Consider the following 12,699-nt stretch of genomic DNA (forward strand, 5'->3'; position numbering starts at 1 on the left):
GGCATGTGCAGTCTCGTCGCGCTCGCCTTCCTGATCCCGCTCGGGCTCAGCCTGCGCGAGCAGAGCCGGGACGAGGCGATCGCCGACGCGGCCCGACGCAGTGCGCTGGTGACCGGCGCGTTGGCGGTGAGCACCGACCCGGCGGCCGTCGAGCGTGCCGTGGTGGCCAGCGCCGAGGGGTCCGACTTCCCGCCGGTGGTGCACGGGTTGGGGTTGGACGAGTCCGCTGGTCGGGCCGGCGGCAGCGACCTGGACCAGGCTCGAGCCGACCGACGGTCGTCGGTCGTCGACGTCGACGGCGGTGTGGTGCGACTCGACCCGGTGGTCCTCGGTGACCGGACGGCGGTGGTCGAGGTGTTCCTCCCGGACTCGTCGTTGGGCGAGGGCGGCGGCACCTGGTTGCTGCTGTTCGCGGTCGGCGCGGCGATGGCCGGGGCGGCGGTGCTGGTGGTCGACCGGGTCGCCGCCCGCGCGGTGGACTCGACCCGAGGTCTGGTCAAGGCCGCGCTGTCCATCGGCGACGGCGACCTGGGGGTACGGGTCGAGCCGACCGGTCCCCGTGAACTGGCCGAGGCCGGGCACGCCTTCAACCGGATGGCCGACCGGCTCGACGCGGCCCGCACCGACGAGCGGGAACTGGTGGCCGATCTGTCGCATCGTCTGCGTACCCCGTTGACGGTGCTGCGGTTGGACGCGGAGGCGTTGGAGTCCGACGACACCAGCGTGGGTTCGTTCAGCCCGGCGGAGTTGGACCGGCTCCGTGGCATTCGACGGATCCGGCAGGCGATCGTCACCCTGGAGGGTGAGATCGACGTGCTGATCAAGACCACCCGCAAGGCGGTGGCGCACGAGGCCGGGCCGGCGATGTGCGACGTCAGCGAGGTGGTCCGGGACCGGATGGTGTTCTGGGCGGCGCTGGCCGGTGACCAGAACCGGCCGCACCGGGTGAACGGCGCGCAGTTGCGCATCCCCGCCCCGGTGCCACGGGCCGAACTGGCCGCCGCGCTGGACGCGGTGATCGGCAACGTCTTCCGTTACACACCGCAGGGCACCGCCTTCGAGGTGGCCGTGTCGCGGCGGGACGGTTACGTGGCGATCCGGGTCGACGACGCCGGACCCGGCATCGCCAACCCGGACCGGGCGCTGCGCCGGGGGGCCAGCGACCAGGGTTCGACCGGGCTCGGTCTGGACATCGCGAAGCGGGTGGCGTTGCAGGCCAACGGCTCGGTGAGCATCGACCGCGCCCGGCTGGGCGGGGCCAGCGTCGTGATGCTGCTGGCCGACCCGGAGGCGACGCCCCGTCAGGTCAGCCGGTTCGGCCTGGTGGGTCGGATGGCGCGGGAAGCCCGGGACACGAAGGCCACCGGCCGGCGCTGGCCACGCCAGCGCCCGACCGACGAGTGACAGTGCCGGCCCGGGTTGTGCCCCGGTGCAAGTCTTCCTTAGATCGCGGTTAACGATCGAGCTGGAACGGTTGTGGGCTGACAGGATCAGTGCAGGAACCCAACAGTTTCACCGGTCGAGCGCACCACGCACCCACGGCCGGTGAAGCCGCGCGCGCGGCGGGAGTCTCAGGTCCCCCCACACCCACGCTCCCGCCGCGCGCCCTGCTCTCCCCCTCGACCCCGGCCGCGTCGACCCCGGCCGCGTCGACTCAGGCGGCGCCGGCGAGGTACGCGTCGATCTCGGCGGCGATCCTCTGCTTACCGGCGGCGTCGAGGAAGGACGCGGTCACCGCGTTACGGGCCAGCCCGGCCACGCCCTCGCGATCGGCCCCGAGGAGGCGGGCCGCCACCGCGTACTCGTCGTTGAGGGTGGTGCCGAACATCGGCGGGTCGTCGGAGTTGATGGTGACCAGCAGCCCGGCGTCGACGAGCTGACGCAGCGGGTGCTCGTCGAGGTTGGCCACCGCCCGGGTCCGTACGTTGGACGTCGGGCAGACCTCCATCCCGATCTGCCGCTCGGCCAGGTAGGTCAGTAGCTGCGGGTCCTGGGCGGCGGAGATACCGTGCCCGATCCGCTCGGCGCCCAGCTCGTTCAGCGCGTCCCAGATCGTCTGCGGCCCGGTGGTCTCCCCGGCGTGCGGCACCGAGCGCAGACCGGCCGCGCGGGCCTGGTCGAAGTAGGGCCGGAACTGCGGCCGGGGTACGCCGATCTCGGGGCCACCCAGCCCGAAGCTGACCAGCCCGGCGGGCCGCTCGTCCAGGGCGATGCGCAGCGTCTCCTCGGCGGCGGGCAGGCCGGCCTCGCCGGGGATGTCGAAGCACCAGCGCAGCTCCAGGCCGAAATCGGCCAGGGCGCGCTGGCGGGCGTCCTCGATGGCCTCGCAGAACGCCGGCGCGGGGATGCCCCGACGCACGTGCGAGTACGGGGTGATGGTCAGCTCCGCGTACCGGACCTGTTGGCGGGCCAGCTCCCGGGCCACCTCGTGGGTGAGGATCCAGACGTCCTCCGGGTCGCGGATGAGGTCCACCACGCTCAGGTACACCTCGACGAAGTGCGCGAAGTCGCGGAACTCGAAGTAGGAGGTGAGCGCCTCGGGGTCGGCCGGCACCGGGGTGCGTCCCTCGTGGCGGGCGGCCAGTTCCGCGACGATCCGGGGCGAGGCGGAACCGACGTGGTGCACGTGCAGCTCCACCTTGGGCAGGCCGGCGATGAAGGTGGTCAGATCGGTCACTGGCTCTCCTGTGCATGGTCGCCGGTGTGGGCGACGAGGTCTTGGTCGCCGGTGTGGGCGACGAGGTCTTGGTCGCCGGTGTGGGCGACGACGAAGACGCGGCGGAACGGGAAGTACACCTGACCCTGCCGCACCGGGTACGCGGCGGTGAGCCGTACCCCCAGCTCGGTGCGGAACGCCGACCAGCCGGCGGCGTCCAGCGCGGCCCGGACCGGGCGCAGCGCGGTGCCCTCCATCCAGGTCAGGACCGGGTGCTCGGCGGCGGGCCGAGCCGGCAGCAGGTGCACGTAGGTAGTCTCCCAGGCGTCCACCGCACAGCCGGCGGTGGTGAGCAACGCCGCGTAGTCGGCCGGGTCGTCGACGGGGTCCGCGCGCAGCAGCGGGGCGACCGCACCGCGCCAGGTCGGCCGGTCGGCGACCTCGCGCAGGGCGCGGTGCGACGGGGCGTCGAAGTTGCCGGGGACCTGCATGGCGAGCCACGCGCCGGCGGGCAGCTCGGCGGCCCAGCGGCGCAGCAGCTCCTGGTGGCCGGGCACCCACTGGAGCGCGGCGTTGCTGACCACCACGTCCTCGTCGCCGGTCGGACGCCAGTCGCGCAGGTCGGCGACCGCGAAGTCGACGGGAGCGCCCAGGGCGACGGCCCGGTCGATCATCTCGGGTGCGGAGTCGAGGCCGAGAATCCGGCTCGTCGGCCAGCGTTCGGCGAGGGTGGCGGTGAGCTGCCCGGGGCCGCATCCCAGGTCGACAACGGCCCGGGGTCGCGCGGCGGGGATCCGTGCGACGAGGTCGTAGAAGGGCCGGGATCGCTCGTCGCCGTAGCGCAGGTAGGCCGTCGGATCCCACATCTCGCCCCCCAAACCGTACGTCCGTTTTGTTTTACGGTACGGCTCGCGTGGCACGCCGGCAACCCGATCACTAGGCTCGGGGCATGGAACAGCGCAGCTTCACCCGGCTCGGCCGGACCGTCGGCGCGGTCGGCCTGGGCGCCTGGCAACTCGGCGCCGACTGGGGCACCGTCAGCGAGACCGACGCGATGGCGGTGCTCACCGCCGCCGTGGACTCCGGAGTCACCTTCCTCGACACCGCCGACGTGTACGGCGACGGCCGCAGCGAGCAACTGATCGGCCGCTTCCTGCGCTCCCGGCCCGACGCCGGGCTCACCGTCGCCACCAAGATGGGCCGCCGCGTCGAGCAGCGACCGGAGGCGTACACCCTGGCCAACTTCCGGCAGTGGACCGACCGCTCCCGGGCCAACCTGGGAATGGACACGCTGGACCTGGTCCAGCTGCACTGCCCGCCCACCGCCGTGTTCTCCTCCGACGAGGTCTTCGACGGCCTGGACACCCTGGTCGCCGAGAAGGCCATCGCCGGGTACGGGGTCAGCGTCGAGACCTGCGACCAGGCCCTCACCGCCATCGCCCGACCGGGCGTGGCGAGCGTCCAGATCATCCTGAACGCCGTCCGCCACAAGCCGTTGGAGCAGGTCCTGCCCGCCGCGGCGGCCGCCGGTGTGGGCATCATCGCCCGGGTGCCACTGGCCAGTGGCCTGCTCTCCGGCCGCTACGACGAGCACACCCAGTTCCCCGCCGACGACCACCGCAACTACAACCGGCAGGGCGCCGCGTTCGACGTCGGCGAGACGTTCTCCGGCGTCGACTTCGAGCAGGGGCTCGCGGCCGTCCGCCGGCTCGCGCCGCTGGTCGACGCCGACCGCACGATGGCGCAGTTCGCGCTGCGCTGGGTGCTGGACCAGGCGGGCGTCACAGTGGTCATCCCCGGTGCCCGCGACGCCGACCAGGCCCGACGCAACGCCGCGACGGCGGCCCTGTCGCCGCTGACCGACGAGCAGCTGGCAGCCGTACGCGAGATCTACGACGAGCTGATCCGCCCGCAGGTGCACGACCGGTGGTGACCCGCGCTCGCGGGGTGCTCGCGCCGCGCCGCGCGGCCGGCGATGCTGGAGAGCGGCGCGCTGCCTCCGGCAGCGGAGAGGGGACGTGATGAGAGGCTGGCTTTCGCTCACCCTCGGCCTGTTGGCCGTCGTGATCGGTGCGGTGTGGACGGTGCAGGGCCTCGGCTACGTCAGTGGCAGCCTGATGACCGACGAGCGGGTCTGGGCGGTGCTCGGGCCGCTCGTGTCGCTGGCCGGGCTGGTGGTGCTCTGGTTCGGTCTGCGCTCACGCCGCCGAACCTGAGCAACCCGAACACGTGGAAAAGCCCTGCACCCCGGAAGGGGTGCAGGGCTTTCAACGACCCTGGCCGGGCCGTCCCACTGGCCGGTGGGGGCCGGCCGTCTCACTCAGATGGGACGAACCTGCTCGGCCTGCGGGCCCTTCTGACCCTGAGCGATCTCGAACTCCACCCGCTGGTTCTCCTCCAGCGAACGGTAGCCGCTGGTCTGGATGGCCGAGAAGTGGACGAACACGTCAGCACCCCCACCATCGACGGTGATGAAGCCGAAGCCCTTGTCAGCGTTGAACCACTTCACGGTTCCCTGAGCCATGTGTATCTCCCTCTAAAAACTGGTGGCCGTGCACGCCGTCCGGCCGATTGGCCGTTTTCGAGCAGCGGCGCCTGAGGTGGCCCCACGAAGGAGACTTCTCTCAACCCACGCCATCTCTCAACAGCGTGGACCAGCAAATCACGTACGCAAAAAGTCTGTCACGACCTCTCCGACGAATTTCTCCGACATGTGACCTGACGGATGCCCGAGATCCGCTGGGCGGCGTACGAACCCATGCGAAAGCCCCCTTCCCATCGATGCGGGAAGGGGGCCGACGTCGCTGTGGTCAGTCCGGCCAGGAGCCGGTCATCCGGCGGACGCCGACCGCGCCGCCCCGGTCCACGGCGGCCCGGACGACCGCGAAGATCGCTCCCTGCAACGCCGCGGCGGCCAGGATCTCGCCCCAGCCGCGATCCTCGTCCGTCGCGTTCGGCGCCTCACCGTCGCCCGCGGTGACCTTCCAGACCTGCCGGAAGATCGCCCCGGCCACCGTGCCCGCGGCGATACCCAACAACACGCCGACCGGCCGGTACGCGACCCGGCTGATGCTCTTGCTCACCTACGCCTCCCCCGCACGATCATCAACACCACCACGGTGGCCACCGCACCGGCGGCGATGGCCGCCCACGGCACCGGGTTGCGGCGTACCAACTCGCCCCTGTCACGCACCAGCTCACCCTTGTGGTGGGCCTGCGCCCGCGCCATCCCGGCACCACGCACGGCCTGCCCGCGGACCCGGGCGACGGTCTGCGCCGCCTGCTCGCGCATCCGCTCCTTCGCCTGCCCTGCGGACTCCTTCAGGCGCGCCTTGACGTCGGCCTTGGCGGCCAACGCCTCCATCGTCTCGCCCAACTCGACCCGGGTGCGACGGATCTCCTCGCGGAGCGCCTCCGTGTCGCCGGTCCCGTTGCCGGTCATTGCCGCCCCCTGTCCTTCACCGCGGCGGTGACAGTGTCCACGTCGGCCCGGAGGCTGCGGACCGTCGCCGCCGGCACGGGCGGGACGGCACGGCTGACCTGCTTCTTGCCCACCAGGGCGAGGATGCCGGCCACCAGGAAACAGGCCACCGCCACGATCAGCGCGGCGGCCCAGGCGGGCAACACCAGGTCGAGCAGCAGGATCGCCGTGGCGACCAACGCGCCCAGGCCGAAGAATGCCAGCGCACCGCCGCCGCCGAAGAGGCCGATTCCGATGCCGGCGTGCTTGCCTTTCTGGGTCAACTCCGCTCGGGCCAGCGCCAGTTCGTCCCGCACCAGACGGGAGACCTGTTCGGTGGCCCGTTGCACCAACTCGGCGGTGGAGGGCTCGCTCCCGTTGTGGGATGTGCGGGCGTTCGCCACGTCAGCCATGCTGTCCTCCTTTCCTCATCACCGCGCTGTATGCCCGGAGTCGCCGCCCGTCAATCCTAAAGCGCGCCGAGCAGCCGATCGTCCGCGTTGTCCGCACGCCGCGCCGCGAACACGCCGGCCGATGCCGCGATCGTGCAGAGACGTCCGGCAGCACATCCCCCACCCAAGCCCGACCAAACCTCCCACCCACCCCCTCCACCCCACCCACCCCCGGCCCCTTTTTGTCGATCATGAAGTTGTTGCCACGACACGCCGAGCGGCAGAGCAACAACTTCATGATCGACGGGAAAGGGGACCCGGGGTGGGGGTCAGGAGCGGGTTTCCTCGGGGCCCACGAAGGCTTCGCTGCGGGCGTCGCCGTCGTCGCTGCCGCCGAAGACACGGGCGTCGTCGGGCGCCTCGGTGTCGGACAGGCGGCGTACCGGCCGCCTCGGCTGCACCCACTGCCAGGGCAGGTTGCTGGTGGAGTCACCCAGCTCGGTGCGCACCCGGGGCATCGCGGTCGGGCGGTTGTCCCGGATCCAGGTCACCAGGTGCTCCCGCACCAGGCAGCGCAGATCCCACAGACTGCCCGCGTCGGCGGCGCTGACCAGCGCACGGATGCGGACCATTCCGCCAGTGGCGTCGGTGACCTGCAGGACGCACACCCGCCCGTCCCACAGTTCGGTGCCCTCGACCAGGCGGCGCAACTCCTCGCGCATGGTCTGCACCGGCACCGCCCAGTCCACGTCGAACTCGGCGGTGCCGAGCACCGCCGACTCGGTACGCGTCCAGTTCTGGAACGGCTTGGTGGTGAAGTACGAGGTGGGCAGGATCAGCCGCCGGTCGTCCCAGATCTGCACGACCACGTAGCTCAGGGTCAGCTCCTCGATCCGACCCCACTCCCCCTCGACGACCACCACGTCGTCGAGCCGGACGGCGTCGCTGAAGGCGAGCTGGAGCCCGGCGAAGACGTTGCCCAGCAGGCTCTGCGCGGCGAGCGCGGCCACCACACCGACCACACCGGCCGAGGTCAGCACACCCGCGCCGATGCCCCGCACGCTGGGGAACGTCATCAGCATCACGCCGACGGTCAGGATGACGATCACGGCGATGGTCAGGCGACGCAGCATCACCACCTGGGTCCGGACTCGCCGGGCGTGCCGGTTGTCCGGTACGTCGACCCGGAACCGGGCCAGCGCGGTGTCCTCCACGACGACCAGCAGCGCGGCCACCAACCAGGCCACCGTGGCGATGACGGCGAGGACGAGCAGGTGCAGCAAGAGGCGGCGCCAGCTCTCGCCGACCGCGTACCCCGTGCTGAAGCGGACGGCGAACTGCACGGCCAGGACCGTCCCGGCGACCTGGAACGGGCGGTGGGCGTGATCGGTCAGCTCGGTCAGCAGCTGTGACCGACGGCCGAACCGCCGGGTCAGCCGGTGGACGACCTCGACCAGGAAGAGAGCGACCGCCGCCGCGACGAGCGCGGCGACGGCCGTTTCGAGATAGTTCTGCACAGCTCCGTTGCTTCCCTTCGACCAGACGTCGGGCACTCCGGGCAAAAGCCCAAGAGTGCCCGATGTCCGTGGTATCGACCAGCTCAGACCTTGCGGTACCGGGACTGGAGGAAGCAGTAGACGCCGAAGGCGGCGATGCCCAGGGCGACAAGGGTCAGCAGGAACATGCCGTACGACTGCTCGCGCAGCGTGTGCAGCGCGGCGTCCAGACCACGGGCCTTCTCCGGGTCGTAGTTGACCGCCGCCACGATGATCAACAGACCGGCGATGCCGTACGCGACGCCCTTGGCGATGTATCCGGCCATGCCGAGTCGGCGGGCCAACTGGCGGGTCTTCGGGCTCATCTCACCGGTCTTCAGGTGCTTCTCGAACTTCTTACGGGCACCGTAGATGACCAGGCCGATGCCGATAGCGGCGAGCACCAGACCGGCCAGGCCGACAAGCCAACGGCCGCCGCTGGAGGTCATCAGCTTGCCGGTCAGCGCCTCCTGCTGGTCGGCGCTGTTCGACGAGGCGTCCTTGAAGACCTTGAACGCGGTCCAGGCGAAGTAGAGGTAGACGATGGTCCGGCCCGCCGAGGCGACCCGTTCCATGACCCGCTCCTTGCCACGCTCGGCGCGGTGCCCGCTGGCGGCCTCCAACGCCTGCCAGATCGCCATCGCGAGCAGGCCGACGGCGACGGCGATGACCAGGAACTTACCCAGGGGCTGCTCGGAGAGGGTACGCAGCGCGCCGGACTGGTCGCCGTCGTCGGACGACGTGCCGAACGCGATCTGCAACGCCAACCAGGCGAAGAGGAGGTGGACGATGCCGTAGCCGATGAAGCCGGCCCGGGCGAGAAGTTCCAGCCACCGGCTGTCCGCCGTTCGGGAGGCGGTGGCTTGCGCGCTACGGGTGAGTGACATGGCGTCACAATCTCCGATTCCGACGATTTCCAAACGTCGGCCACCGCCTCCCGGCGTGGGTCAGTTACCCGGGTTGCGGGAAACGCGGATCTTGACCTGCTGGTCGGTGACGCTGTCCAGGGTGACCGCGAAACCGCCGGCCTCGGCGGCCTGCTGGCCCATGGTGAGGCTGAGCTGCTCCCCGGCGACCTCGACGGTCACCTGGTCGCCGTCGGCGCCGACCAGCTTGGCCTCGACGCCCAGGATGGTGGTGCTCGCTTCGACACCTCGCTCGAAGGTGACAGTGCAGGCGTCCAGTCCGCAGTCGGTGGAAGCGCCCTGGGAGCTGCAACCGGCGAGCACGGCGAGGCCGAGCGCCAGACCGGCGAAGAGACCAGCGACGCGGCGGGCGGTGGGCATGGGCATGGTGGCGGGTCGGTTCGTCACCCCGCCAAGAGTACGAGACGCCCGCGACGCCGAGGCGGCAGCGAGCGCGGGAACCGCCCCGGCTAGGGTCCGGGACATGCCGTTCGACATCGCCCGCACCCGGGCCGCGTACCCCGCCCTGACCGAGGGTTTCGTTCACTTCGACGGTGCCGGCGGCACCCAGACCGCGGCCTGTGTGATCGACGCGGTCACCGACGCCATGCGGTCGGCGGTCGGCAACCGCAGCGCCGCCAACGTAGCGGGCCGCCGGTCGTTGGAGCTGGTGGCCGAGGCCCGCTCGGCGGTCGCCGACCTGCTCGGCGCCGACCCGTCCGGCGTGGTGCTCGGCCCGAGCGCCACCGCGCTGACGTACACCCTGGCGCGCACGCTCGGCGCGAGCTGGCGTCCGGGTGACGAGGTGGTGGTGTCCCGGCTCGACCACGACGCCAACATCCGACCGTGGGTGCAGGCCGCCGAGGCGGCCGGAGCGACGGTGCGCTGGGCCGAGGTCGACCCGGGCACCGGTGAACTGCCCGCCGCCCAGTACGCCGACCTGGTCGGCGAGCGGACCCGCCTGGTAGCGGTGACCGCCGGCAGCAACGCCATCGGCACCATGCCGGACGTGCCGGCAATCGCCAAGATCGCGCACGCCGTCGGCGCACTGGTCTACGTCGACGGGGTGCACTCGGTTCCGCACGGCCCGACCGACCTGGCGTCGCTCGGCGCGGACGTGGTGGTGACCAGCGCGTACAAGTGGTCCGGCCCGCACCTGGCGGCGATGGTGGCCGACCCGGCCCGATGGGCGGCGTTGCGCCCGGCGAAGCTGGTGCCGTCCTCGGACGCGGTGCCGGACCGGTTCGAGTACGGCACGCCGAGCTTCCCGCTGCTCGCGGGTGTGACGGCGGCGGTGGATCACCTGGCGGGGTTGGACCCGGACGCGGTCGGGGACCGGCGGGCGCGGCTGCGGGCCGGGCTGGCCGCCGCGCAGGCGCACGAGGAGGCACTGCTCGACCGGCTGCTCGCCGGGCTGGCGCAGCGGCCGGCCGTCACGGTCTACGGTTCGCCGGCGCGTCGCTGCCCGACGGTCTCGTTCCGCGTCGCCGGGATGTCGCCGGGGGCCACCCAGGAGGCGTTGGGCGCCGCCGGGTTCTGTCTCTCCGTCGGCGACTACTACGCCTACGAGTACTTCCAGATGATGGGGCTGCGCGACAGCGGTGGCGCGGTGCGGGCCAGCATCTACCACTACAACACCGCAGACGAGGTGGACCGGTTGCTCGCCGAACTCGACGCGCTGGCCGACGCCGCGGGGACAATGGCCGGATGAGCACCCTGGTCGAGGACAACCCGGCGAAGCACCGCTTCGAGATCCTGGTCGACGACGCGCTGGCCGGCTTCACCGCGTACCTGATGCGCGGGGAGGTCCTGGTCTTCACCCACACCGAGGTGGACCGGGGCTTCCAGGGCAAGGGCGTGGGAGGCGCGCTGATCCGGGGCACCCTCGACGAGGTCCGTGCCCGGGGGGCCACTGTGGTGCCGCAGTGCCCCTTCATGGCGGCGTTCATCGACAAGCACCCCGAGTACGCCGACCTGGTGGCCGACCTGCCCTGACGCGCGCCGCCACCGGGCGCGCGTCGGTCAGCAGACGCGGACAGCTCAGCGTGCGCCGGTCAGCTCAGCGGGCACCGGTCAGCTCAGCGGGCACCGGTCAGCACCTCCGCGGCTGCCCAGCCGCTGGCCCGGGTGGCGCCGTGGGTGGCCAGGTGCACCGACCCGGTCACCAGCTCCGGCACGCCCAGCTCGACCACCACCGCGTCCGGCCGGGCGGCCAACGCACGGTGCACAGCGGAGCGCATCCAGTCGTGCCGGTGCAGGTCGCGGACCACCAGGACCAGTGGGCGGGTGCCCGCTCCGGCACCGGGGTCGGCCGGCACGTCGGGCTCGGCGTAGCGGACCGTGCTGGTGCCGGGCAGCAACTCGCCCAGCGGAGCGCCGATCCCCCACGGGGTCTCCGCGCCGATGGCGATGTTGCGCAGTGGTTCGAACTCGACGACGTACGCCGCGCGGGTCAGCGGCAACGCGTCCGTCGCGCTCCCGGAGGCGGTGACCCGGACGGCGCGGCGGGCGGCGACCAGCCCGACGTCGGCGGCGTCGCGCCGCCCGGCCGGCCCCGCGGTGCGGGCGGCCATCGTCCAGGCGGCGAGTTGGCCGACCCGCTTGGCGGCCTCGGCGAGTCGCTCCTCGGGCAGGTCACCGGAGACGACGGCGGCGACGATGGCGTCGCGCAACTCACGCGCCGCCTCCTCGTCGGCCCGCTCGCCGCCGATGCAGATCGCGTCGGCGCCCGCCGCCAGAGCGCGGACGGTCGCCCCGGCGAAGCCGTACCGGTCGGCGACGGCACGCATCTCGATCGCGTCGGTCACCACCACACCGGAGAAGCCCATCTCGTCGCGGAGCAGCCCGCCCAGAATGCGATGACTCAGCGTGGCCGGCAACTGCGGGTCGAGCGCCGGTACCAGCAGGTGACCGGTCATCACCGCCTGCGCGCCGGCGGCCACGGCGGCCCGGAACGGGGCCAGCTCGCAGGCGTCGAGCCGGTCCCGGTCGGCGGTGATGCGCGGCAGGTCGTGGTGGGAGTCGACGCGGGTGTCGCCGTGGCCCGGGAAGTGCTTGGCGCAGGCGGCCACGCCGCCGGCCTGGAGCCCGCGTACCCAGGCGGCGGTGTGCCGCGCGACCAGCGCCGGGTCGGCGCCGAAGGAGCGCACGCCGATCACCGGGTTGGCCGGGTTGGAGTTGACGTCGGCGTCCGGGGCGTAGTTGAGGGTCACCCCGGCCGCGGCCAGCTCGACGCCGAGGTCCCGGGCGACCGCCTCGGTCAGCTCCGGGTCGTCGACCGCGCCGAGGGCGAAGTTGCCGGGCCGGGTGCTGCCGTGCACCGATTCGAGCCGGGTGACGTCGCCGGCCTCCTCGTCGATCGCGACGATGACGTCCGGCCGTTCCGCGCGCAGCGTCGCGGTGAGCGCCGCCACCTGTGCGGGGTCGACGACGTTGCGGGCGAAGAGCACCACAGCGCCGAGGCCCTCACCGAGCCATCGGCACACCCACGGTGGCGGGGTGGTGCCGACGAACCCGGGTTGCAGGACGGCGGCGGCGAGCGCCGGGAGGTGGCCGGCGGGAGTGGTCACACCGCCCCCTCAGGACGACCGGTCTCCATCGCCGGCGTCGGTGCGCCCCCGTCGACCCGCTGGTTGCGCTCGCTCATGCGGCCCCCGTACCCCATCTCTCGCGCGCCATCGGCGCACCGCCACCGGCAGGCGGTCATGCCATGGTCACACCGGGCGATTCAATAGTCAATAAACCTTACAGT

Annotated in this window: 15 protein-coding genes; 5 read left to right on the forward strand and 10 right to left on the reverse strand. The window is 72.2% G+C overall.

Annotated elements, in window-relative coordinates:
* The first annotated feature begins 3 nt into the window (after window positions 1–3).
* Entirely contained in the window at window positions 4–1,404 is a 1,401-nt protein-coding gene (locus O3438_RS11565; protein WP_269679971.1) for a HAMP domain-containing sensor histidine kinase, read from the forward strand.
* 250 nt (window positions 1,405–1,654) lie between these two features.
* Here the strand turns inward: O3438_RS11565 and O3438_RS11570 are convergent, their stop codons facing one another.
* A complete protein-coding gene (locus O3438_RS11570; RefSeq protein WP_269679972.1) occupies window positions 1,655–2,677 on the reverse strand; it encodes an adenosine deaminase in 1,023 nt (340 codons plus the stop codon).
* Complete coding sequence (locus tag O3438_RS11575) at window positions 2,674–3,522, reverse strand: trans-aconitate 2-methyltransferase (RefSeq protein WP_269679973.1); 849 nt, start codon at window positions 3,520–3,522, stop codon at window positions 2,674–2,676. The genes O3438_RS11570 and O3438_RS11575 overlap by 4 nt, the downstream gene beginning before the upstream one ends.
* Window positions 3,523–3,605: 83 nt before the next feature.
* Here O3438_RS11575 and O3438_RS11580 point away from each other — a divergent pair, with 83 nt between their 5' ends.
* Both O3438_RS11580 and O3438_RS11585 read left to right on the forward strand, forming a co-directional pair.
* Window positions 3,606–4,589: an aldo/keto reductase gene (locus tag O3438_RS11580; RefSeq protein ID WP_269679974.1), complete on the forward strand. Its 984-nt coding sequence runs from the start codon at window positions 3,606–3,608 to the stop codon at window positions 4,587–4,589.
* Window positions 4,590–4,677: 88 nt separating this feature from the next.
* Complete coding sequence (locus O3438_RS11585; protein ID WP_269679975.1) at window positions 4,678–4,872, forward strand: hypothetical protein; 195 nt, start codon at window positions 4,678–4,680, stop codon at window positions 4,870–4,872.
* A gap of 104 nt (window positions 4,873–4,976) precedes the next feature.
* On the opposite strand, the gene O3438_RS11590 is transcribed toward O3438_RS11585, so the two are convergent.
* From O3438_RS11590 to O3438_RS11620, 7 genes are all read right to left on the reverse strand, one after another.
* A complete protein-coding gene (locus O3438_RS11590; protein WP_030338233.1) occupies window positions 4,977–5,180 on the reverse strand; it encodes a cold-shock protein in 204 nt (67 codons plus the stop codon).
* Window positions 5,181–5,466: 286 nt separating this feature from the next.
* Window positions 5,467–5,739 (reverse strand): DUF4235 domain-containing protein, encoded by a 273-nt coding sequence (locus O3438_RS11595; protein WP_088990412.1) that lies wholly within the window; start codon window positions 5,737–5,739, stop codon window positions 5,467–5,469.
* Window positions 5,736–6,098 (reverse strand): DUF3618 domain-containing protein, encoded by a 363-nt coding sequence (locus tag O3438_RS11600; protein WP_269679976.1) that lies wholly within the window; start codon window positions 6,096–6,098, stop codon window positions 5,736–5,738. Before O3438_RS11600 ends, O3438_RS11595 begins: the two co-directional genes overlap by 4 nt.
* Window positions 6,095–6,529 (reverse strand): phage holin family protein, encoded by a 435-nt coding sequence (locus O3438_RS11605; protein WP_088990414.1) that lies wholly within the window; start codon window positions 6,527–6,529, stop codon window positions 6,095–6,097. The genes O3438_RS11600 and O3438_RS11605 overlap by 4 nt, the downstream gene beginning before the upstream one ends.
* Window positions 6,530–6,837: 308 nt before the next feature.
* Window positions 6,838–8,025 carry a mechanosensitive ion channel family protein gene (locus tag O3438_RS11610; RefSeq protein ID WP_269679977.1) on the reverse strand — a complete coding sequence of 396 codons (1,188 nt, stop codon included), beginning with the start codon at window positions 8,023–8,025 and terminating at the stop codon, window positions 6,838–6,840.
* 83 nt (window positions 8,026–8,108) lie between these two features.
* Window positions 8,109–8,930 carry a DUF1206 domain-containing protein gene (locus tag O3438_RS11615; RefSeq protein WP_269679978.1) on the reverse strand — a complete coding sequence of 274 codons (822 nt, stop codon included), beginning with the start codon at window positions 8,928–8,930 and terminating at the stop codon, window positions 8,109–8,111.
* Window positions 8,931–8,990: 60 nt separating this feature from the next.
* Complete coding sequence (locus O3438_RS11620) at window positions 8,991–9,356, reverse strand: hypothetical protein (RefSeq protein ID WP_269679979.1); 366 nt, start codon at window positions 9,354–9,356, stop codon at window positions 8,991–8,993.
* A 76-nt stretch (window positions 9,357–9,432) separates the two neighbouring features.
* On the opposite strand from O3438_RS11620, the gene O3438_RS11625 reads away from it, so the two are divergent.
* The gene (locus O3438_RS11625; RefSeq protein WP_269679980.1) at window positions 9,433–10,659 is read left to right on the forward strand and encodes a cysteine desulfurase-like protein; all 1,227 of its coding nucleotides are present in this window, start codon (window positions 9,433–9,435) and stop codon (window positions 10,657–10,659) included.
* A complete protein-coding gene (locus tag O3438_RS11630; RefSeq protein WP_269679981.1) occupies window positions 10,656–10,943 on the forward strand; it encodes a GNAT family N-acetyltransferase in 288 nt (95 codons plus the stop codon). Before O3438_RS11625 ends, O3438_RS11630 begins: the two co-directional genes overlap by 4 nt.
* Before the next feature lie 83 nt (window positions 10,944–11,026).
* On the opposite strand, the gene O3438_RS11635 is transcribed toward O3438_RS11630, so the two are convergent.
* On the reverse strand, window positions 11,027–12,517 hold the full coding sequence (locus O3438_RS11635; protein ID WP_269679982.1) for a glycoside hydrolase family 3 protein: 1,491 nt from the start codon (window positions 12,515–12,517) through the stop codon (window positions 11,027–11,029).
* Window positions 12,518–12,699 lie beyond the last annotated feature (182 nt).

It is taken from the genome of Micromonospora sp. WMMC250, from assembly GCF_027460215.1.
GTDB lineage: Bacteria > Actinomycetota > Actinomycetes > Mycobacteriales > Micromonosporaceae > Micromonospora > Micromonospora taraxaci.